Source organism: Nocardia sp. NPDC006630 (assembly GCF_040611495.1).
Taxonomy (GTDB): Bacteria; Actinomycetota; Actinomycetes; order Mycobacteriales; family Mycobacteriaceae; genus Nocardia.
This window is the reverse complement of the sequence record NZ_JBEXOK010000008.1, coordinates 131,115-152,520: the sequence shown is the minus strand read 5'-3', so window position 1 is coordinate 152,520 and position 21,406 is coordinate 131,115. Positions and strand designations below refer to the sequence as shown.

The 21,406-nt window shown below is 63.0% G+C and carries 23 protein-coding genes; 12 read left to right on the top strand and 11 right to left on the bottom strand.

The window, feature by feature from the left end; translation table 11 throughout:
- Positions 1–14: 14 nt before the first annotated feature.
- Positions 15–608 (top strand): TetR family transcriptional regulator, encoded by a 594-nt coding sequence (locus ABZX86_RS24495; RefSeq protein WP_355127003.1) that lies wholly within the window; start codon positions 15–17, stop codon positions 606–608.
- Between the two features lie 33 nt (positions 609–641).
- Entirely contained in the window at positions 642–2,321 is a 1,680-nt protein-coding gene (gene kstD / locus ABZX86_RS24490; RefSeq protein ID WP_355127002.1) for a 3-oxosteroid 1-dehydrogenase, read from the top strand.
- 13 nt (positions 2,322–2,334) lie between these two features.
- Here kstD and ABZX86_RS24485 read toward each other — a convergent pair whose 3' ends face one another.
- Both ABZX86_RS24485 and ABZX86_RS24480 read right to left on the bottom strand, forming a co-directional pair.
- A complete protein-coding gene (locus tag ABZX86_RS24485; RefSeq protein ID WP_355127001.1) occupies positions 2,335–2,727 on the bottom strand; it encodes a PPOX class F420-dependent oxidoreductase in 393 nt (130 codons plus the stop codon).
- 41 nt (positions 2,728–2,768) lie between these two features.
- Positions 2,769–3,050 (bottom strand): hypothetical protein, encoded by a 282-nt coding sequence (locus tag ABZX86_RS24480; RefSeq protein ID WP_355127000.1) that lies wholly within the window; start codon positions 3,048–3,050, stop codon positions 2,769–2,771.
- Between the two features lie 208 nt (positions 3,051–3,258).
- Here ABZX86_RS24480 and ABZX86_RS24475 point away from each other — a divergent pair, with 208 nt between their 5' ends.
- Positions 3,259–4,077, top strand: a complete 819-nt coding sequence (locus tag ABZX86_RS24475; RefSeq protein ID WP_355126999.1) for a hypothetical protein — start codon at positions 3,259–3,261, stop codon at positions 4,075–4,077.
- A gap of 71 nt (positions 4,078–4,148) precedes the next feature.
- On the opposite strand, the gene glnA is transcribed toward ABZX86_RS24475, so the two are convergent.
- Positions 4,149–5,585 (bottom strand): type I glutamate--ammonia ligase, encoded by a 1,437-nt coding sequence (glnA, locus tag ABZX86_RS24470; protein ID WP_327141182.1) that lies wholly within the window; start codon positions 5,583–5,585, stop codon positions 4,149–4,151.
- 340 nt (positions 5,586–5,925) lie between these two features.
- Between glnA and ABZX86_RS24465 the strand changes: the two genes are divergently transcribed.
- Entirely contained in the window at positions 5,926–6,270 is a 345-nt protein-coding gene (locus tag ABZX86_RS24465) for a hypothetical protein (protein WP_355126998.1), read from the top strand.
- Positions 6,271–6,710: 440 nt separating this feature from the next.
- Complete coding sequence (locus ABZX86_RS24460) at positions 6,711–6,890, top strand: DUF6374 family protein (RefSeq protein WP_355126997.1); 180 nt, start codon at positions 6,711–6,713, stop codon at positions 6,888–6,890.
- 70 nt (positions 6,891–6,960) lie between these two features.
- Here ABZX86_RS24460 and ABZX86_RS24455 read toward each other — a convergent pair whose 3' ends face one another.
- The 4 genes from ABZX86_RS24455 to ABZX86_RS24440 form a co-directional block, all read right to left on the bottom strand.
- A complete protein-coding gene (locus tag ABZX86_RS24455) occupies positions 6,961–7,152 on the bottom strand; it encodes a DUF397 domain-containing protein (RefSeq protein ID WP_355126996.1) in 192 nt (63 codons plus the stop codon).
- Positions 7,149–8,042 carry a DUF5753 domain-containing protein gene (locus ABZX86_RS24450; protein ID WP_355126995.1) on the bottom strand — a complete coding sequence of 298 codons (894 nt, stop codon included), beginning with the start codon at positions 8,040–8,042 and terminating at the stop codon, positions 7,149–7,151. Before ABZX86_RS24450 ends, ABZX86_RS24455 begins: the two co-directional genes overlap by 4 nt.
- 796 nt (positions 8,043–8,838) lie before the next feature.
- The gene (locus ABZX86_RS24445; RefSeq protein WP_355126994.1) at positions 8,839–9,327 is read right to left on the bottom strand and encodes a hypothetical protein; all 489 of its coding nucleotides are present in this window, start codon (positions 9,325–9,327) and stop codon (positions 8,839–8,841) included.
- A 77-nt stretch (positions 9,328–9,404) separates the two neighbouring features.
- Complete coding sequence (locus tag ABZX86_RS24440) at positions 9,405–9,719, bottom strand: hypothetical protein (RefSeq protein WP_355126993.1); 315 nt, start codon at positions 9,717–9,719, stop codon at positions 9,405–9,407.
- Positions 9,720–9,918: 199 nt separating this feature from the next.
- Here ABZX86_RS24440 and ABZX86_RS24435 point away from each other — a divergent pair, with 199 nt between their 5' ends.
- Positions 9,919–10,683, top strand: a complete 765-nt coding sequence (locus tag ABZX86_RS24435) for a hypothetical protein (protein ID WP_355126992.1) — start codon at positions 9,919–9,921, stop codon at positions 10,681–10,683.
- 234 nt (positions 10,684–10,917) lie between these two features.
- Positions 10,918–11,331 carry a hypothetical protein gene (locus tag ABZX86_RS24430; protein WP_355126991.1) on the top strand — a complete coding sequence of 138 codons (414 nt, stop codon included), beginning with the start codon at positions 10,918–10,920 and terminating at the stop codon, positions 11,329–11,331.
- Positions 11,332–11,532: 201 nt separating this feature from the next.
- Here ABZX86_RS24430 and ABZX86_RS24425 read toward each other — a convergent pair whose 3' ends face one another.
- Together ABZX86_RS24425 and ABZX86_RS24420 are read right to left on the bottom strand one after the other, a co-directional pair.
- Positions 11,533–11,844, bottom strand: coding sequence for a GreA/GreB family elongation factor (locus ABZX86_RS24425; RefSeq protein ID WP_355126990.1), 312 nt, complete (start codon positions 11,842–11,844; stop codon positions 11,533–11,535).
- A 436-nt stretch (positions 11,845–12,280) separates the two neighbouring features.
- Positions 12,281–12,619, bottom strand: a complete 339-nt coding sequence (locus ABZX86_RS24420; protein WP_355126989.1) for a chitin-binding domain-containing protein — start codon at positions 12,617–12,619, stop codon at positions 12,281–12,283.
- A gap of 816 nt (positions 12,620–13,435) precedes the next feature.
- On the opposite strand from ABZX86_RS24420, the gene ABZX86_RS24415 reads away from it, so the two are divergent.
- The gene (locus ABZX86_RS24415; RefSeq protein ID WP_355126988.1) at positions 13,436–14,911 is read left to right on the top strand and encodes a HEAT repeat domain-containing protein; all 1,476 of its coding nucleotides are present in this window, start codon (positions 13,436–13,438) and stop codon (positions 14,909–14,911) included.
- Positions 14,912–15,109: 198 nt separating this feature from the next.
- Here the strand turns inward: ABZX86_RS24415 and ABZX86_RS24410 are convergent, their stop codons facing one another.
- Positions 15,110–15,811 (bottom strand): hypothetical protein, encoded by a 702-nt coding sequence (locus ABZX86_RS24410; RefSeq protein ID WP_355126987.1) that lies wholly within the window; start codon positions 15,809–15,811, stop codon positions 15,110–15,112.
- Between the two features lie 259 nt (positions 15,812–16,070).
- Positions 16,071–16,649 carry a GNAT family N-acetyltransferase gene (locus ABZX86_RS24405; protein WP_355126986.1) on the bottom strand — a complete coding sequence of 193 codons (579 nt, stop codon included), beginning with the start codon at positions 16,647–16,649 and terminating at the stop codon, positions 16,071–16,073.
- Positions 16,650–16,964: 315 nt separating this feature from the next.
- Between ABZX86_RS24405 and ABZX86_RS24400 the strand changes: the two genes are divergently transcribed.
- From ABZX86_RS24400 to ABZX86_RS24385, 4 genes are all read left to right on the top strand, one after another.
- Entirely contained in the window at positions 16,965–17,549 is a 585-nt protein-coding gene (locus ABZX86_RS24400) for a hypothetical protein (protein WP_355126985.1), read from the top strand.
- A 232-nt stretch (positions 17,550–17,781) separates the two neighbouring features.
- Positions 17,782–18,759, top strand: a complete 978-nt coding sequence (locus tag ABZX86_RS24395) for a hypothetical protein (RefSeq protein WP_355126984.1) — start codon at positions 17,782–17,784, stop codon at positions 18,757–18,759.
- 373 nt (positions 18,760–19,132) lie between these two features.
- Entirely contained in the window at positions 19,133–20,296 is a 1,164-nt protein-coding gene (locus ABZX86_RS24390) for an IS110 family transposase (protein WP_355126983.1), read from the top strand.
- A 154-nt stretch (positions 20,297–20,450) separates the two neighbouring features.
- The gene (locus tag ABZX86_RS24385; RefSeq protein WP_355126982.1) at positions 20,451–21,200 is read left to right on the top strand and encodes a hypothetical protein; all 750 of its coding nucleotides are present in this window, start codon (positions 20,451–20,453) and stop codon (positions 21,198–21,200) included.
- The last annotated feature ends 206 nt before the right edge of the window (positions 21,201–21,406 follow it).

The window sequence follows — 21,406 nt, the reverse complement described above, 5'->3', positions numbered from 1 at the left end:
GAGATGCTGTCGTGGTGTCATTACGTGAACGGCAACGGCGTCAGGTCCGATCCGAAATCCAGCGGGCAGCCTTCGAGCTGTTCGCGGACAAGGGATTCGACGAGGTGACCACCGAGCAGATCGCCGCCGCCGCGGGTATCTCGCCGAGCACCTATTTCCGGCATGTGCGCAGTAAGGAGGATCTGCTGCTGGACCCGGTGCGCGAGGGCGGCGCGGGCATTGCCACGCTGCTCGAGGAGCGGCCCGGTGACGAAGCGGCCGATGTGGCGCTCGCACAGGCCATTCAGACCCGGTCCACCACACTGTCCGCGGCCGATCTCGAACAGTGGCGGGCCGCCTTCCGGACGGCGCCGCATCTGCTCGACCGCGTCGCGCTGATCACGCCGGAGCATCGCACCCGGCTGGTCGAGCTTGTCGCACAACGCATGTCACGTGATCCGGACGTGGACAGCAATCCCGGCCTGCTCGTGCATCTGATGCTCGCGGCGGCGGAGTTCGGCTACCTGCAGTGGCTGCGCAATCCGAGTAATCGGGCGGCGTCGCTGCTGCTGTGCGTCGAAGGGGCGCTGAGCGCCGTGCTCGACGACCGCTGGCGCGCCGGTAGCTGACGCCGCACCACTCTTTCAAAGGATTCGAAGAATATGCAGCACAACGACAATGCCGACACCTTCGACCTGATCGTCGTCGGCTCCGGTGCGGCGGGCATGGCAGCCGCTCTCACCGCCGCCCACCACGGCCTGTCCACCGTGATCATCGAAAAGTCCCGGCACTGGGGCGGATCCACGGCCCGGTCCGGCGGGGGAGTGTGGATCCCCGGCAATGCGGTGCTCCGGCGACAGGCTCCGGCCGACGATATCGAGGCCGCCCGCACCTACCTGACCAGCATTGTCGGTGAATACGGCGATGCCGGGCGGATCGGCACCTATATCGATCGCGGGCCCGAAGCCCTCGACTTCCTCACGGCGCATTCGGCATTGGATCTGCAGTGGGTGCCGGGTTACTCCGACTACTACCCGGAGGCACCCGGCGGGCGGGCGCACGGGCGGTCCGTCGAGCCGAAACCGTTCGACGCCAAGGGACTCGGCGCGGAACTGGCCACACTCGAACCCGACTACGTGGCCGCGGCGAAGAACTTCGTCGCTACCCAGGCGGACTTCCGGCAGTTCCACCTGGGACTGCGCAATCCCCGTGCGCCGCTGCGCGTGCTTCGCATCGGTGCGCGCTGGGCGAAGGCACAGGTGCTGCGACAGCATCTGCTCGCGCGCGGTCAGGCGCTGAGTGCCATGCTGCGCGCCGGTCTGCTGGAGGCGCAGGTGCCGCTGTGGCTCGATACTCCGCTGCTCGAGCTGCAGGCGCAGGACGGCCGGGTCACCGGGGTTGTGGTGCGGCGCAACGGCGTCGAGCAGGTGCTCACCGCCAGGCGCGGCGTGGTGATCGCGGCCGGTGGGTTCGAGAACAATGAGGCCATGCGCAAGCAGTACCAGCGCGATCCGATCACCACCGACTGGACCGTCGGCGCCGCGGCCAATACCGGTGACGGTATCCGCGCCGGTCAATCCGTCGGCGCGGCAGTGCAATTCATGGACGACGCCTGGTGGGGGCCGTCCATTCCGCTACCCCGCCAGCCCTGGTTCTGTCTCGCCGAGCGCAATCTGCCCGGCAGCCTCATCGTCAACGACCGCGCCGAGCGCTTCATGAACGAATCCCTCCCGTACGTCGAGGCGACCCACCACATGTACGGCGGCGAGAACGGCCAAGGCGCCGGCCCCGCCGAAAACCTGCCCGCCTGGCTGATTTTCGACCAGCGCTACCGCAACAGGTATCTCTTCGCGGGCCTGCCGCCGCGCCAGCCGCTGCCCGGCCGCTGGTTCAAGGCCGGCATCCTCGCCCGGGCGAACTCGCTCGCCGACCTGGCCGCGCAGATCGATATCCCCGCCGACAACCTGCAAGCCACGATCACGCGTTTCAACACCTTCGCCCACAGTGGCAAGGACGAAGACTTCGGGCGCGGCGAAAGCGCCTACGACCGCTACTACGGCGATCCCCGCCACCACCCGAACCCGAATCTCGGTGCCCTGGAACAAGGTCCGTACTACGCCGCCAAGCTAGTCCCCGGCGACCTCGGCACCAAGGGCGGTCTCGTCACCGACACCGCCGCCCGCGTCCTGCGCGCGGACGGCTCGATCATCGAGGGCCTCTACGCCGCCGGGAACGCCAGCGCTCCCGTCATGGGCCACACCTACCCCGGCCCCGGCGGAACCATCGGACCCGGCCTGGTTTTCGGCTATCTGGCCGCGTTGGATGCCGCCGGCTCCCGATGATTCGGCACCGGATCTACGCGGGCGGGAACGCGTAGATCCGGTCCGGGGTGATGCGGACGATCAGCCGTTCGGCCTCGGGTTCGGGTGGGGGCGTGGTGCCGTCCATGTACCGGCCGTAGACCACGTCGTGGAAATTCTCCCGGTCCTCGGTGATGTCGACCTTGCCGCGGATGTTCACGTACTGACCGCTGGTCTTACTCAGAATGAGCAGGCTGACCCACGGATTCCCGTTCATATTGCGGGTTTTCAGGCGGCCCTTGATAGTGCTGAACACGATGGTGTCGTCGTCGTATATTACGAAGATCACCGACGATTGCGGTCGCCCTTCGCTGTCGCTGGTGGAGAGGATGGCGGAGTGCGGGCCGTCGATCAGGTCGCGAGCCAGGGTCTCGAGTCGGTTTGTCATGAACAGGTAGACCGTGGCTCGTCGGCAAAGGAATCGGTGGGCTAGTTGTGCACGCCTGACGCGGTTGCGGCCGCGCCGTATAGCAGATACGCGGGGCAGTGGTCCGGATCCGGGGACGCGGCACACAGCGCAAAGGCGATGAAGCCGAGGGGGAACAGGATCGGGGCGGTAAGGATGTCGGTCAGCGCGGAACCGGTGGTCGCGATCGGCGTCGTCGCCACGTCCTGAGCCGCCGGGGCCGGATCGAGGGCTACCGGCGCGGCGTTCACAGTGGTTGTCGCACAGGCGATCCCGATGGATGCGATCGCTACTGCGGCAGACATCTTGGCAAAATTTGTCATATCGCTCTCTTACTCACGGGCATGTTTGCGAACACTGTAGTTCACAAAGAAGTGTGAATTGGTTTAGCTTCAGATTGCGATGGGCCCCCAAAAATGGGGGCATGCGACGGCCTGTCGATCGGTGAACAGTGCGATTCGCAAACTGAAACACCCCCGCTTCAGTGAGTGTTACCGAATCGAGAATGACCGCATGATGCGTACCCGGACATCAGCTCGCACCCTCGCCGCGGCGGGTATCACCGCCGCAGCCTCCACTCTGACCATGCTCACCGGCGCGGCGGCCCACGCCGACGTGGCGGGCACGGGAATGACCGTGCAGGGCAGCAACTTTCAGGTCGGGCAGACCTACAATATCGTTGTCCCGATCAACGGATGCCAGGGCGGGGGACTGTCGGACACCTCCGGCGGTGTGACCATCCGGCCCACCGGCAACATCACCTCCAGCGTTCCGGCCGGCACCCCCTGCGTCGGTTTGTCGTACACCTGGACCATCCAGTGGACTCCGCTGACTCCGGGCACCCATGTGCTGGGCTTCGGATACGGCAACACCGATGCGAGCCAGCCGCCCTACACCGACCTCGGCAATGCGACCGTCCAGGTCGGCGGCGCCGGGAGCACCGAGCCCAAGGCCTGCGGCGATGTCTCCCAGTCGAACTGCACGACGGTGCACGGGACCCCCGAGGTGGGATGCCCACTCACCGTGACCATGTCGAACATCCCCGCCTCACTGGCAGCCTCATCGGGCTCGGCCCTACTGCCGAGCCTCAGCGGCGGAACCTCCGCCCGCAATGCCTGGGTAGCCGACAACGGCACGAACTTCGGCACCACCACGATCACCGGCAGCACCATCACCATGAAATGGACCCCCACAACCACCGGCTACCACCACCTGACCGGCCAATACGACACCGGCGCCACCGCCGCCTTCCCCGACGGCATCGTGCTGCCCGGCTACGCCGGTGAAATGTGGCTCCCGGTAGCACCCGCCGGCACCCAGCCCTGCGCATAACCCCGAAACGGGCGAAGCCCCAGCTGCCGAGGCAGCTGGGGCTTCACGAGAACGCTTGTAGCTCAGACGATTTAGACGTCGTAGTAGAGCTCGAATTCGTACGGGTGCGGGCGCAGGTTGACCGGGGCGATTTCCTGGGTGCGCTTGATGTCGATCCAGGTCTCGATCAGGTCGGTGGTGAACACGCCACCCTCGGTGAGGTAGTCGTGGTCGTCCTCGAGGCGGTCGATGACCGACGCCAGGGAGGTGGGGGCCTGCGGGATGTTCTTGGCCTCCTCGGGCGGCAGCTCGTAGAGGTCCTTGTCGACCGGAGCCTGGGGCTCGATCTTCTTCTTGATGCCGTCCAGGCCGGCCATCATCATGGCGGCGAAGGCCAGGTACGGGTTACCCGAGGAGTCCGGCGCGCGGAACTCGATGCGCTTGGCCTTCGGGTTGGCGCCGGTGATCGGGATGCGGATCGCGGCCGAGCGGTTGCGCTGCGAGTACACCAGGTTGATGGGGGCCTCGTAGCCCGGCACCAGACGGTGGTAGGAGTTGACGGTCGGGTTGGTGAACGCCAGCAGCGACGGGGCGTGGTGCAGGATGCCGCCGATGTAGTGACGCGCCAGATCCGACAGGCCCGCGTAGCCGGCCTCGTCGTGGAACAGCGGCTTGCCGTCCTTCCACAGCGACTGGTGGGCGTGCATGCCCGAGCCGTTGTCACCGAAGAGGGGCTTCGGCATGAAGGTGACAGACTTGCCTTCCTGCCACGCGGTGTTCTTCACGATGTACTTGAACAGCTGCAGATCGTCAGCAGCGCCCAGCAGCGTGTTGAACTTGTAGTTGATCTCGGCCTGACCGGCGGTGCCGACCTCGTGGTGGCCGCGCTCGAGAATGAAGCCCGCGTTCTGCAGGTTCGTCGAGATCTTGTCGCGCAGGTCGACGTAGTGGTCGTACGGGGCAACCGGGAAGTAACCACCCTTGTTGCGCACCTTGTAACCGAGGTTCGGGGAGCCGTCGGCGTTGCGCTCCTTGCCGGTGTTCCAGGAACCGGAGATCGAGTCGATCTCGTAGAAGGACCCGTTCATCTTCGAGTCGTAGCGGATCGAGTCGAAGATGTAGAACTCCGCCTCGGCACCGAAGAAGCAGGTGTCCGCGATGCCGGTGGAGGCCAGGTACTGCTCGGCCTTGCGGGCAACGTTGCGGGGGTCGCGGGAGTACGCCTCGCGGGTGAACGGGTCGTGCACGAAGTGGTTCAGGTTCAGCGTCTTGGCGGCGCGGAACGGGTCCAGCTGCGCGGTGCTGAAATCGGGCAGCAGCAGCATGTCCGACTCGTCGATCGACTGGAAGCCGCGGACGGACGAGCCGTCGAACGCGAGGCCTTCCTCAGCCAGGTCGGCCGTGAAAGCCTTCGCCGGGATCGAGAAGTGCTGCTGCACACCGGGGAGGTCGGTGAAGCGAATATCGACGTATTCGACCTCCTCCTCCTTGATGTACTTGATGACCTCGTCGGCCGTGCTGAACGCCACTTAGTACTCCTTACGGATCGGTTCCCAGCCAGTTCTACTGCATGGGTTCGTCGCGACCAGACGGTATGGACGCGGTGTTTCCCCGCAATCAAGGCTGTGTTTCGCCAGTGTTACACGTTAGGTGTTACCGACAGTTACTGGAACATACCTATTTTCCTGGTCAGGCTACCCGAACCGGTCGACCCGCCTACCAGCGGATACCGATCGCTCCCGTCAATCTGACTACAAATCTGACTAATCCGCGACCTGGAGATGATAATCACTCCGGCGTGTCGCAAGTCGACACGCCGGTGAGTTTTCGACCCCAGCATCCATCCAGCAAATCTGATTGGAACAGGGCATGAGCACTCCCGAAATCCACGCCATCGCTCCCTCTTCGGAGGGGGACGGCACGCATCCTGCACCCGACGCCCCGGCGGCCGGATCAGGATACAAAACCTTTGTACCGACGGTGGGTGTATGGGTCCAAGGGTCACGTATGGACACCGGCGACCGTGACGCTCTCATCCGTCGGCACTTCGAGGAATGGGCTGCGGCCATCGCCGTCGGAGAGAGGGCAAAGGGGGCGCGGCTGGACTTGATCGCGAAGCTCCGGGCCGCGGCCCCCGAGTACTACACGCAGGAGCGGCTGGCCGACCTCTCGGGGATGACGCAACAGAACATCTCCTATCACCTCGGTAAGTAGATCTGGAACCAACGACCCATTCCCCGGCATCGCCTGGGAATGGGTCGTTTGCCAGGAACATCAACTAATTGCTCGATGGAATGTGGCCGCAACCCGTGTGGGGCGCCTCTCCGGCCAGGGCGTGAGCGGGTGGACCGTCGATGTAGCGGACGCACTCCGGGGATAGCGTCCGGCGCGTATCGGGGTGCCCGCTGAGTGTTGTAGATTCCTGACCCGGCCCAGCCGGCGGGAAGCGTTCATCGTCGATAGGACGACGCCGCGGCATCGGTGCGAGCGGGGATGGGCAATGACGAAATCGCGATGGTGGGGGCGCGGTTCATGCGCGCGGTGGTTTGGCCACCAGGGCAGTTGGGCTACCACCGCATCAGCGATGAAAGCGAGCCGGACGCCTAAAGACCGGTCGTTTCGAACCCATGTTCGACTCGGGTATTCTCTCGGCCATGCCTGAACTCATGCCTCGGGACTTGGCCACGATGAACCTGGAGCAGGTACGCAACCAACTACTCGACGCCGCGGCGTTCGGTAAGCGCCTCACTCCGGAGCAGCTCGAAAATGCCGCCGGGAAGATCAACGAGGGGCTCCGGGTCCTCCTGAAGCTATCGGCAGACCGCCTCGGTTAGGTGCGCCGGAACGGCAAAGCGGCCTATCTTCAATGCTATTGGGACAGGCCGCTTTTGGCTCCGTGATTGGTCAGGCGTTCCAGACGCCGCTATTGATGAACTTGGCCCAATCATCGGCAGGGAACTCAAGTTCCGGTCCAAGGCCGTGTTCTTTGGAGTCGCGGACCTTGGTCATGTCCTCGCCGTGGAAGACCTCCACGCACTGATTGCCACTGTTGGACCGGCTCGACTTGTACCACTCGCCCTTGACCGGCTTCTTCACGCCGCGTACTCCTTCGCGATCCTCACCACCAGGTCCCTGGTGTCTTGTTCTTCCAACGCTACAGCGCGGATGCCTTCGATTGCCTGTCGATATCGGTTGACATCTTCGTGGTGCTCGTGGAACGCCGACCCAATGGCGCCTTCCGCGTACACGACGGTCGGCAAGGTAAGGCCGCTCGTGCCGGGAGGAAACTTCAGCCAATCGAACGTCTGCATCGTCAGGCCCGGGTGTGCGCCCGCTGAGAACGGAATGATCCGGATGACAACGTTCTCGCGCTTCCCCACCTCAGCTAGCCAGTCCAGCTGGGTCCGCATCACGCCAGGCTCCCCGACTTGGTTTCGAAGTACTGCCTCGCACAGCAGTGCCTCGTACCGAAAGCTGGGATCGTCCAGTCGCGCTTGCCGTTCGGTGCTCAACTCGATCCGGCGTTCTAGATCTACCAGGGAGAGATTCGCGCTGCTGGCTCGATCGAGTGCACGGCGGTAGTCGGGCACCTGCAGCAGCGCTGGGAGTATTACCGGATTGTGTGAAATGAGTTGTTCGGCAACTCTTTCCAGTCGTAGGAACTTGCCTGTGTTGGGAGCAACCTGATCCTTGTACGCCTTCCAGATGTTGCCTTGCCCCTTCGCGGCCTTCTCTTCGGTCTTGACCTCCTCCCACAGTTCCAGCGCCTTGACCCGTGCCCCGGACTCGGCGGCGTAGAACTCCAGCAGGGCATTGATGTGCAGATCGCCGAGCCTGGTTGGAGAACCGTCCTCCATACGGTCTATGGCCTGCCGAGAGCTCCCGACGTGAGTAGCCGCAGCCAGCACAGCCGGCCTTGGGGCGCGCATCCTCAGCTCTCGCATGAAATTGCCGAAATCCAGGCGAGAGACCGTCAATCCGGTCATTTCTTTAGCCTCGCTATCAGAGGGAAGTCCGCAACGGGCACTGCCCGTCAAGGGCATGTCCGCCACGGGCACCGCCCGTTACGGTCATTCCACCGTATTTCATGGACTGCCCGTAACGGGCGGTCCATTCATACCAATTTGGTGTCTACTTAACACATAGAACCTGGCGACGACAATCAGGAAGGCCGCCGCTCGGGGATTCAGCCGAAGAGCACTAGGAGTCGTAATGCCTTGGGATGCTGACATTTTGATGTCGTTGAGCGTCATTTTCGCTGTCGCATTTTTCGGAAGTCTTATCGAGAGCAGGATCGACGCCGCCAGGGGTCGGCCACGTGCCGTATCTGTTCACCTCCGCGGTGGTAAGCCGTTTGAACTCCGGCTCGCCGGCACCGCGCACCAGCATCGGAGGCGCTCATGAAGCGGGGGAGTACCACGCCGTCCTGTGCCCGGGGGCAGTGGAATCAGGCGCTGAAGTTCCCAGGCTCTGTCGAGTCTGAGTTGGGGGTCCATCGAGACTGCCGGGCCGGCTATGGAAACACCCAGATGTCTTGCGGTCGAAGGGCTTACCTGATGGAGATCCGGGCTGCGAACCAGGGCAAGCCGGGTTGGGATTTCGATATTCCCGGCCCTCGGGAACATCAGGGGCAGTAAGTGATCTCGTGTGTAAGCCATCACCGGCTACTGCCATCGGACCATCTCGAGCGGCAAGCGAACGTGAGGATTGGACTCTGGCAGCACCGGGGCTGTACGCCTGGCCCCGATGGAACGGCCCAATCATGCTTGGCCAAAAGACAACTCATTGAAATAGCCGAACGTCACGGTTGGCAGTGGGTAGAGGCGTACCGGGAGTGACCAAGTCGGCGGGGTTGTCCGACTCGCGTGCCGCGCACAGCAGTGCCTCGAACTGCAGATGCGAAAGCCCCAGTGTCGGTGACTCGTTCGACACCCGTGGGCGGCGCACGTACTCCGCGGGTGAGCGGTCCAGGAGCCCGTCGATGACACAGGTGCGATAGAAGCCCGCGACCACGGCCAGGCGCCGAGCGATGGTGGCGGGTTTGAAGTGGCGGGTCTCTTGCATCCACCGCATGTACCGTTCGACCTCCGTGCGGGTGACGGTCAGCGGGGTGAGGTGGCGCTCGGTGCACCAGCAGAAGTACAGGCGCAGATCGGATTTGGTGTGAATGCGGGAGACCGCGGAGAAGCGGGCGAGGTAGGCGAGCGTCGCCAGCCGGAGCACGAGATCGTCACCGGCAAAGGTGACATCGAGATCAGAGGTGGGAGCCATCTCTCACGATGCCCCCACCGAGGCGAACCGCCAGAGGAGAACGCGCGGGTCGCGGCAGAAGCGGACGTTCCGTGTGATCAGTCTTCCTGTTCTTCAGGGCCGTCCTCGGGATCCATCCAGTAAAGATGTGCTGACGCTCCTGGGGAATGCTTGGATACCAACTGCTTGACGGCTTGCTCGACCTCGGAAGTCCACTCCGAAAAGCCGCGGATGCTCAACAGCGAGCTCACGATCGAAATCGTGAGCGTGCCGTCACCCTGGGGGTCGATGATCCCCTCGTTCTCAATGTCTTTCTGACTCAATAGCTCTCGAAGTGCCGGCACCAACGTTGCCGCTTGATCCATACTCGCGACATCTTTGATGAACAGGTCGAGAACAACGCACACGGACATGTCATGCACCTTAAAGCGAGGGTCCGACAGCAAATCGAGGGAGGGCTATGCCGCCCGACAGACACGTCTGCAGATTCCTGAGATCATCTCGCCTGGTTGATCTTTCGAAGAGCCGGCTGGCCGGTTCGATCAGCGCGCAACGCGGCAATAGGGTGCATTGGGTGCGGGTGTACGCGCTGATCGAGGAGGGAGACACGCCATGGCTGCCAGCGGGTCGGCGCGGTTGATGAAGATGATCACGGTCAGTCTCAGTGAGCGGTTGGCCGCGGAGGGCTTCGCCCCGTCGGGGGTGCCGGAAGGGCTTACGCCGGCCGAGCCGGGCAAGCGCTATCCGCGCTACCGCAGAGAATGGTTCACCTCCCCTGAGGACAGCGATACCCAGCTGAGGCAGGTGGTCGAGGCCAACATGCTGCGAGACAACGGCGGGAGCGTGGGCCTCACGTGCGACGCAGTGTTGATGGCAGACCCGGTCGCTCGGTTGCGAGCGGAGTTGTCGGCCGGGGCGTTGGAAAGCAATGCCAAGGCACGTTTGCCGGGGTGCCTGGAGTCGGTTGAGTTCGGGTTCTTTCCGCATCCGAGCTATCCCGGGCATACGACGGTTTGGATCAGCGTCGAGGCTCATGTCGACTATGGGGTGGATCAGATCATGGGTTTGCTGGGTGGTCCGGTCGTTCAATGGTTCGACCAGCGTGCGAGTCTGGCGCAGCTTGTGGAGCTGGCTCGCATGCCGAACTTGACGAGCCCGGACAGGTCCAATCCGGATCCTGCACGGTTGCGTGATGTCGTGATGTTGACGTTGTCGCAGGGACATGCCCAGGAGGCGGTGTCGTTGATGGAGTGGTACTTGCGACGAGACCGGTTCCACAAGTTCGATTCCTTGGAACGGGTGTCCGCTTTCGACGCGGAGATGTCCGCTCGTTTCGCCGAGTACGCCACCCAGCGTGGTGGTGGGTCACTGTCATGAGTGTTCGGGAAAACGATTGAATCGACGGCGCGTAGCGGGTTCTGGCTGTCGACGCCCTTCCCCCCTCAACTCGGCATGGGCGCGTACCCGGAAGAGCTGTCGGCCAACCAGTTTGGACGGCCGACCAACGCGCGGGTCGCGGCATGACCGGATATCCGGTCGCGGACGTGGAGGTTTGTCTTTAGGGTCACGGCGTGGCCGGGATATGTAGTCGTGGCGGAGAGGTGTCGTGGGATGAGCAGATTCGCTGAGGTCATTGTTCTGGCACGTGGGGCGGAGGAGGTCATGGAACATCTGGAGCAGGACGATGATTCCCGGCGGTGGCATCAAAACTTCAACGCGATCGATGATACGAAGTTCTCAGGGACGGGATTTCAGTATCGGTCTAGCGAGTGCTATGCCTGGATTATCCAGTTCTCCCGAAACACCTGGGGTGGGCTGTTGTCGTATCTCGAAGCCTTGCCGTGGCCACGCCCGGACTCGGTGCAGGTTCTCATCCGCGACGAGGAGGACGACTGCTTCGGACTTTGGATGATCTACGACGGCAAGCTGACCGAAGTGCCTCTTCCGCGAACGGAACGGATCGAGTCCCCCGGCCACTCTGTCACCGGTGTGCTGATCAGACAGGATCGGCAAGAACCATCCTGACATCGGCAGTTGCGGACGTTTGGAAGCGCTGGCGGCCAACCAATTTGGACGGCCGACCAACGCGCGGGTCGCGGCAATAGCGGATATTCCGATCCGCGATGGGTGCACGCCACGACAGTGTCGAGAACCGCTTATTCGATGGTTCCCACAGGCTGAACCCTTACAGGCAGTTGGTCTTGTACTAAGCGATCAAGAAACGAGCTACACGTTGACGACTGCCAAAACCTTTACCTGAAACGGGTTCCTAACACCTTGGACGTCGACCACATCGCCAGCATGAGCACCCGTCACCGCGCGACCCAGCGGGGACTCTTCAGAGACCCAGCCCAGTACGGCGTCTGCGTCATCCGAGCTCACGATCTTGAATCGTTGCTCCGTCCCGTCCGCGGCCACTCGCTCGATCGTGACCCAGGAATTCCGCTTCGCCGCCGGATTCGGCTCCACGACTATGGTCGCCGTCGCAGCATCGATCAAGGCCTGGTCGTCGAACTCGGCGCTTGTCTGCTCGCCCATGCTCATATCCTCACGCTCTACCACCTGCCCGCATATGTGCATACATGCGAGCTGGGAGGCTTAAACCTGTTGTGTTGGAAAGCAATTGTAAAGCCTACGTGCGCCACATAGACGAACAGCTGGAGACAGCAGACACGCCTGCGTGGCCAATGTGACGTTAGCGACGACGATCACGCGCGAGTTCAACAGCTGCGGCGAAAGATCGGGTCCAGTGCCCTCGGGATCGTGAGCCCAACGCGCGCCATTCGGCATGTGCGGGCGTTGGGAAGCGATGTCGGCCAGCCAGTTTGGACGGCCGACCAACGCCCGGGTCGCGGCAGGAGCGGACGTTTCAGCCAACCCGCGCGTTCACCAACCACACTGACTGCCGTAGACGCCGTCGAACTTGCCGAACTACCTCGAGCAGCCGCGAAAACTGCGGCGACCGAGAATTGGCTCAGTACCCAACATCTCGGGAACCCGGGCGGATGATCCCTACTCCGGGGGCGTCCGGTGCGCTCTTGGAGGGCATGGCCTGAAACTCGGCCCTCGGCGCAGGATTCTCATCGACAGAGACATCGCGCGGGGAAACGCAGGTGCCCAGCTCAGGACTGTAGACCTGCTTATTCAGAGCATCTTCCATGGGACAGCTTTGCAATGCCGGGGCACCCGCGCTATCACATACGTAGAACGAGTGGGCATCGTCCGGGTTCGGGAGAGAGTCGCCGTTCGAGTTGCATACGACAGGTCGCCAGCTGTCCAAGGTTGCCTGCTGTTGAGGGGTCAACTTAGCCATCATCTACTCCTAAAAGTTGAAACGTTCCAAATGTGTTGTCCTACAGGCGATATACGTGCAACATTCCCCGACCGCCCTGTCACTTCCGCCGTTCTCACACGGGTACGTCAGCTCGGCCGAACTCGGGATCGTCACAGCCAGTTGATCTTCCGTCGCATCGCGTTGGCCGGTCCATTAGCGCGACATGTGGCATGAGCACGCATTCAGGACGGGTGCGGGAAGCCCTCTGTCATGTTATTCCGGCGTTTTCTTGGGAAAGCCGCAGTAGACCCGGTCTTTGTACTGGGGGTCGGTGTAGGCAACCGTTCCCTCGGTGCAACTCCTCTCCACCCATTGCCCGTGAATGCATTGCAAGAAGAGGGGGCTCGTTCCGTCGGGAAATTTCGTTTTGTATACGTCGCCGCGACAAGCTATCTCTGGTGGAGTCCACGTTTCGTCGTCTGGTGTAGTCATTGCCGAGAGTCCTTCCTAGCGAGGTGTTCTCGATGATTGTCCCAGTGACGGTGCCAGTTCGTCGGATAGTTCGCAGACCGGCGTCCAAGCTGGACACGTCATCGCACGGTCTTCGGCAAGAGCGTGCGTTCGCCGGCCTCGGATCGGCACGGCCCGATCGATCTTCACCTGTCCCGCGCTCGCCGTTTCGAACCGCGCGACTCGCGGCAGATGAGTGCGTTCGGTCAGTCGTGTTCTCGTGCGATACGGCTGGATATTGACCGTTCCGAAATCGGGGTGAAGTTGCCGCCGAGGCGCCAGGGAGGTTCTGGTGCGCGGCAAAACCCGGTGGCTCCAAGCTGGATGCTCGACAAAGATGGACCAGTGCAGGTGCTAGAGGAACTGGATCGGATCACGGAGCAGCAGGACCGGTCAGCGACGTTCGAATTGATTCGGGAACTGGCCGATCCTGGTGCGGTAGAGACGGTCAGGGAGCGGATCGTTTATGCGCTCGCACGGCTCGGCGACCCGCGCGCGGCCGTGCCGCTAGCAGGAATCGGGCGGGACCGCGACCAGTCGGCTCAGGTGCGGCAAGCAGCACTGCAGGTATTGGAAGAATCGGCGATGTGCCCGGAAGGTGCCGAACTGCGCGCCTGGTGGCATACCGGGGACGACCTGGTCCGCGCATGCTTGCTGAGGCAGGCCACCCGCGGCGAGGCCGATCTGCTCGAACCGGTTGTGCGCGACCCGCGCCACCTGCTGCACAGGCACGGATTGATCGGAATCGGGATCACCTTCGAGGAACCGCCCTGGCAGCAGTACAAGATCGCCGGCCTCACCCACCCCGACCCCGCGGTGCGCCGGACCGCGGCCTATCAACTGGGCTGGGACGAACCGGTGGCCGCCGAACCGGCCTTGCACCGTACCGCCACCGACAGCGACGCCGATGTCGCCTGTGCCGCGATCGACACGCTGCGTTACTACCGCAGCCGGGCCACACTCCGGTTGCTGCACGAGATCGCCCAGGGCGACGACACGCGAGCCGCGGCAGCGCGAGATGCCGCCGCCGACCTCCTCAGCGATTTCGAGGACGAGCAGTCACGAATCCAGCATTGGCTCACACCGGTCGCCGACCTGCTCGGCGCGCCCGAACCTGATACCGCGCCGGCCCCCGGGCCGCCGGGACCACGGCGGTCCAAGCCGTCGGCGCCGTCGGCTGCCGAGGTGTTCGCCATGTACTCCGATCCCGACGGCTTATGGGAGCCGAAACTGGCTGCACTGCACACTTACCCCCGCAGCGACCACTGGAGTGGTGTGCCTGCTGCCGACCGCCCCGGCCTGGCCGCGTTTCTGTCCGGCCATCCGGATCCTCAGGTCCGGGCACTGTGCTGCCCGGCGCTGTCGAGCTGGCAGGAGGTGGATGCACTACTCGCGCTGACCCGCGATCGAGAACTGGGTGTCCGTAAATCCGCGGTCTACAACCTGCGGTTCGTGCCACGATCGCATGAGATCGCCACGATCACTTGGGATCTGATCTCCTCCGGCGAGATCGCCGGCACCTGCGGGCAGGAGGCGCTCGCCACCTGCGCCGCTCATACCCCACCCGGCGACCTCGACGACCGGCTGATAGAGCTGGCGCGCACCGATCTTCGCGAAGGCATCCGCGCCGCGGCAGTATCACTCCTGGACGATCACATCGAACCGCTGCTGCCCCTACTCTCCGAACCACCCCTGTTGACCTGGGCAGTGCACACCCGGCTACTGGATGCCTGCCGCAACTCGGGTCGGCAACCGCCCGCCGCCAACGCCTTACGCACCATCGACAACCTGTACGTCGCGGCCGCCCTCGGCGACCGATAACCCACCTCTTCGGCATCTGCTGCGGGATACATGCCTGACTAGCGGGCCATCACATAATCGGCATGATGGTGCGTTGGGAAGCTGCTGTCGGCCAACCGGTTTGGACGGCCGAACAACGCCCGGGTCGCGGCACTACAGTGCGTTCGATTTCGGTTCGAACTCAGGTCGCTGGAACCGATCTCTAAGCACAACAACGGTTCAGGATCCTGAGTTCTCAACCGGCCGTGTGTCTCCCAAACCGAGGACTGCGATTGCGGGTTCATAACCGCCCTGCACGTCATTCCACGCCTCTACGGTCAGCTCCGCAGGCGACCGGATCCCCAACACCTGCGTCATGACCTCGGTGGCACGGTCGGCCGTCTGCTCGCTGGCTTGTTTGCCGATGGCGAGTTCGCAGTGCCAGTTCGGCGCTGACGGTGCCGGCGCCTCCCACCCCGCAGCCGCGAGCAACCGCTCCTGTTCGGGCGTCATCGAGCCCCCGATCGAACAAATCCAACCGCGCAGGAACTGCACACATTGGTTGTCGCTCGCGGTCAGACTGACCACCGCACCGTCGGACATCCCGTGCAACACTGTGGCCAGTCGCGGTGTGAACTCCTCCCAGTCCACCGGCGGTGGCGCGGGCACGGCCGCTGCGGTCACGGCTTCGTCGGGATAGCCCCATTCGAACCACACCGTGGCGCCTGGTATCCGTTCGTCCACCTGGCTCTGTAACCGCTGCTCGAAGGCGCCCTGGCTCCAGTTGCTGCTGAAGATCACCGAATCGGGCGACTTGACCTGTACACAGACGGTTCCATCGCGGTTGACATCCCGGGTCAGCGCGATTTCACGCTCGAAACGCTGCTCCCGCACGAATTGCTCGAACAGATCCGACACCAGATCGGCCTGAGTTGGAACCAACCCGCAGACCATGAAGCAAACTTCGATATTTACTGACACGGCCGGACCATACAGTCAGCACCCGACATCGACGTCCAAACCAGCACGCCCAAGCCATATTCCGTGGACTACACCAGCCCTGGCGCCAGATACATGCTGCGTGTTGATCTTCCGAGGTGCCGAGCTGGCCGGTTTGGTCAGCGCGGTCAGCGGCACGAGAGCTCACTCTATCCAACCGAAGTTAGCTCGAGGAGATGCGAATCAGAACGTCTTACGCTGATTACAGGATGTCGGTACCCGAGAACTCGGGGTGGTCCTCGATCTTGCGACTTCTGTCGATCAGTATTGCGCGATAACGATTCTCGTCCACTGGTGCACCCCAGACGACCTCGCCACGCGTTGCACCGTCGTGCTCCCAACCGTCGCGCCGATAGAACCGCTCGGCACGATCGTTCCCGGCGAGTACCCACAACACCGCTTCAGCGAACCCGGCCCCGGCCAGCCGCGCCCGCGCCGCGCCGATCAACACAGTCCCAACGCCCTGCCCCCATCGATCCGGGTCGACATGCAGGGCGAGCACCTCGCCCACCGCATGAGATTCGTCATCTCGACATGGACCTGTCGTGACGAACCCACATACCGTTTCTGCACGGTCGAGAGCAACCGTGGTCGCAGGATCACCATCCCCGGTCAAGTGAAATGTGTAGCGGTCGGCCCGCTCCAGGGTCTGCAGACCATCCAGATACTCCTCGGGCAACAGGCCCCTGTAGCCGGCCTGCCAGGCCCGAACATGCACTCGCGCAACAGCCATCGCATCCTCGGGCACCGCGCTCCGCAATACACACACCCAGCGATTCATACCACCAGCGCACAATCTCCGGCCAGAAGCGCGTGTTCATTCGGATGCGCGCCTCTCGGCAAAGATGGTGCGCTCACCCGGGCAGTCAGCCGGCCCAGATAACCGGCGCCCGTTGATCTTCGGCCGCCTCGCGCTGGCCGGTTCGGTCAGCGCGGTCAGCGGCATGACAGGGTGCACCTGTTGTGGTCGACTCCGGGGAACGGAATAGTTGATCTTGGGACTCAAGCGATCCCGAGCTGACGATAACGTCGCTGAAATCATGCGAGAACGAGGATTGGTAGGTACCAGGTGGACCGGGGCGAGGAGGACAGCGCTATGGAATCGGCCACAGATGCTGTGTGGGAATGGTTTTCGGCAACGTTGGCCTGGTCGATGTTCACGCTCCCGCACCAGGGCATTCTCATTTTGTCGACAGACTGCGGATACGTTCAGTTCGCGCGTTACCCCTCCAACTTGCACTGCGAGGTTTCATCCAACCAAATGTTGGGCGTGCAACGGATTTCCGTCGATGGCGAGGCTCGGCTAGCCGCTGACGGCTGGGCGGTACCTGGGGTCGACGACAACTGGGTCCGAGAGATCCGGAGTCCTGGCGAGTACTCGGAGTACGAACACACGGCCGCTTGTATCGTGTCGGCCTTGCGGGACGTCCTTGAACTGCCGCTCCCGTTCGAGCTGGAGACCAAGGGGTGGATCACCGACCAGTGGGACACGACCGACCCTGAGTACCGATACGTGATCAGAGGTGTCGGGCTGCTGGACGGCTACAGGCCGATCGATCGCTCCGCCCCCGCTCTACTTCAATTCGCCGAGGCCCAATGGGCTGCTCTCGCCGAGAGCAAACATCCTGGGCCGCAATGGCGTATAGCCGAGGGCGGTTGGCAGAGCCGTATCTTCCCCTAGAAGTAGACCGACCAAACCGTCCGCCTGGCATCCCTCGGCCCTCATCCGGGCGTCACCCTCAACTCGGCAATATCGTGCACTTGCCGGTGGCCGAGCGGTGCTCCAGCCCATCGATCTTTCGGAGTAATCGCGCTGGCCGGTTTGGTCGGTGGCAGAAGCGACGCTGTCGTACATGTCGTCGACCTCACGTATAAATCGTTCTGACAGTGGAAGTTTGAATGAAGGATGTCGAGTGGACGAGCAGAATTGGGCAGCGGCGTACCAGCGCAACGACGATGGCGCGGCTGAATCGGCACGGGAGGACATGCTGGCCCTGGCGGCGCTGTTGTCCCCAGATCTTCCCGAGATCGCGGACAGGGTCCGCTCGACGACTGACAACCCTCGACGTGAGCTGACTTACGCACTCGGTGAACACTGGTTGTCCGCGAATTTCGACTTCAAGCAAGACATCGTGTCGGTGCGGGACGGGCTGGAGTCGTTGAAGTCTTATCCTGCTGGCACGTGGTGGGAGTGGCACCCAGACTTCCTGGCCGAGTGCGCGGACTGGGATTCCAGCGACCAACTGGAGCGGTTCCTCGAGCTGACCGGTGAACGCTGCCACGAGCTGGGGTTCGCGTTGATCTCCGTGCACACGTTTTCCGACGACTACGACTTCGTCGTTGTCCCCGAGAGCGACCTCGCGGAGCGGCGCAGTGAGGCCACCGACCGATGGTTTCAAGTGCTGAGGTTGGGGACCTGGTCGACACGCGGCCGACCATTGACCGACCGCAATACGGTCGGCCGGCGCGTAGCGATGAGCGAGTGGGATCGGTTCACCGAAGACCTCGCGACGATGCTGCGCAAACACATTGGCGCAGACTCGATCTTGGATTTCAGGGTCTCCGAGACCGTCTGGCTGCAGATCAGCCAAAAAGGTATGAAGCGGATGGCGGTGGGCATGGACTTCTCGATGTTCGCCGACAACGACGCGGATGAACTGGCCGCCGAAGGCTGGGTACTGAGCGACGATGGCTGGGACCAGGACAACTGGTGGGAAGTTCCGCTATCGACCGTTCCCGACGTCTGCGACAGCATCGCCCGACGACTGGTCGCCGCGTTGCGCCGGTCCGGGGTGAGGTCACCGACGGAGCTCACCGCGGAGACCTGGGTGTACAGCGATAGCACAGTAGCGCTGTGGCGCATGGACATTCCGGTCATCTTCGACCGGTAGCCGCGACATCTAGCGCGCCGATGCCCACCGCCAAACTCTCGCTCATCGGCAGAAGCGTGCGTTCGGCCGGCGCCAGATGCCAGCGTCCGGTTGATCTTCCGAGGCACCGCGCTGGCCGGTTCGCCCAGCGCGGTATGCGGCTAGTAAGAGACTGGTGTCAGGATCAGATCCCGGCCAGGATTTGATCCAGGTGCCCGGTGGGGTGCTCCTCTTATGCGGCTGCCCACCGTCGGAATTGGTTTGGCTCTCTCATGGCTTGCTTCCCACCGGGCGCCGTGCCGGGAGTGGCTGAAAAGGGGTTTGCCCGAAGCTCGTACTAGCGGTGCCCTCCCGCACGGACCACCCACCGTTCGTCGCCCGAGGGAGGAAACCGATGACCGTCATCATCGGCATGGACCCACACAAACGCTCGGCCACCATCGAAATCATCGACCACACCGGCAAGAAACTGGCCGTCGGCAGATACACCACCGACAAAGCCGGATACGCCGAAATGCTTACCTTCGCAAGAAGTTTCGCCCACCGCGTCTGGGCAGTGGAAGGCTGCAACGGCATCGGCCGCCATATCGCGCACCGCCTGGTCCACGACGGGGAAACCGTCCTGGACGTGCCCGCGAAACTCTCCGCCCAGGTGCGGGTCTTCGCCACCGGCAACGGACGCAAAACCGACCCCGTCGACGCCCACTCGGTCGCGATGGCCGCGTTGTATTCACCGAATCTCCTACGCGTGGAACCCGATCCGGGCCTGTTGCTGCTGAGCATGCTCGCCGACCGCCGTGACGAGCTCGGGCGCACCCGCACCGAAACCGTCAACCGTTTGCACCGGTTCCTGCTCGAGCTGTTCCCGGGCGGTGCCAAGAAATTCCTGTCCACCAAGCAAGCCCGGGCCTTGATCGCGACCATCAAACCGCGCGATGCGCTCGGCAAAGCCCGCCGCCGGCTGGCCGTGGAGTTGATCGGCGAGCTCGAGAGCCTCGACCGCAAGATCAAAGCCGCCGACAAGGAACTACACCAGCTCGTCATCGACCGCGGCTCGACGTTGATGGACCTGCACGGCATCGGACCTTCCAGCGCCGCAAGGCTTCTCGCTGATACCGGGAACATCCACCGCTTCCGCAACCGCGACCGGTTCGCGTCTTGGAACGGCACCGCGCCCCTGGACGCGTCCTCCGGTGAGCAACAACGACATCGGCTCTCTCGTGCCGGGAACCGGCGCATCAACCGGGTTTTGCACATCATGGCCGTGGTCCAGCTACGCAACCCCACGGCCGGTCGCACCTATTTCGATAGTCGTAAGGCAGCCGGCAAGACCTCGATGGAATCGATGCGTTCGCTCAAACGCAGACTCTCGAACGTCATCTACAGGCGGATGCTCGCTGACCAGCGGCGACGGGAAAAGGCAAGCCCGGGAGGGCACTCGGGAACGACTCTTGATTCCAGCGCGACCGGCCTGACCCCGCACACCGATCCTTCGGAAAAGCCACTTCCCGGACCTGCCACCAACCAGGCTAACCCCACAACCGCAGCAGTGTCTTGACATAAAGGGGAGCCATGAGCGGATACACCTGGTTGGCGGGCGTGATCAGCCATCTTGATCGACGGCCAGCAGAAGATGTCGTGCCTTGATGCGATCATGCTGGGCTACAACCAAATTTGGGCTACAAACCAAATTACTGAGTCACGGGGTACTGATGGGCGACTACGAGTGGGCCGAATTCGCGACCAACCTTGCCGGCCGGTACGTCGAGTTGTTGTCGCAGGAACTCGTGCCGAGGCTTCTTCCCCGGGGGTTTCAGGTATCGCCATCTCGAAGTGGTGACGATGATGAACTGCGGTTCAGTGGCCCGCTACCGTCGTTCCGGCAGTTGACCAGGGTGATTGATATTGTTGCGGAGCCTCTGCGGGATTGGATGGGGATGACGGCCTACGCGCGCGTGGTGTCGGCCGAGGTTGGTGAGGTGATCGGTGGCCTGCCCGAGTCGGCGCAGTTGACGGACTGGGCGGACCCGCGTGCCGAACTCGGTCTGGTCGACTTGGCCGGGTTTAACAGCTTCATCAACGCAGGTCCGTACGGTTCGTTTGCCTTGCGTGATGAGTCGAGCGTGCGCGGTGCGGCGGACTGGGTGGTCCTGGAGTGTGTGAATGGTCCGGTGGGCGAGTGGTTTTCGCAACGCGATGATCTGACGAAACTTCTCGGCCTGGCCAAGTATGCGAGGCCGAGGTCGGTGGATCAGGTCAACCCGGATGCCAAGCGGTTAAGGGCTGCTGTCATTTTGTGCTTGTTGAACGAGCGTTTGGCGGACGCGGCCGGGTTGATGGGCTGGTATTTGGGGACAAGACGGTTCAGTGTTTTCGATTCCTTCGAGCGGGCGTCGGCGTTCGATGTGGCGCTGGGTGAGCGGTTCCCGGGATATGCGCAAGCCCGAGCGCTGATCGACTGACCGCTGGTAGTTCCCCGTTCCTGCGCCAGAACTACAGCACGACATTCGGCATTGTTCAATTTACCTTCCTGCTGAGAACTACCCGACTGACTGAATGTCCGAAACATCAAGGAAGACAGACATAGTGAACACGCACGGCGCACCATCAGACCCGGCGGAGATATTGCCGCGCAAACGGTGGTGGCGGATTCGCCGACGGTCGGTGA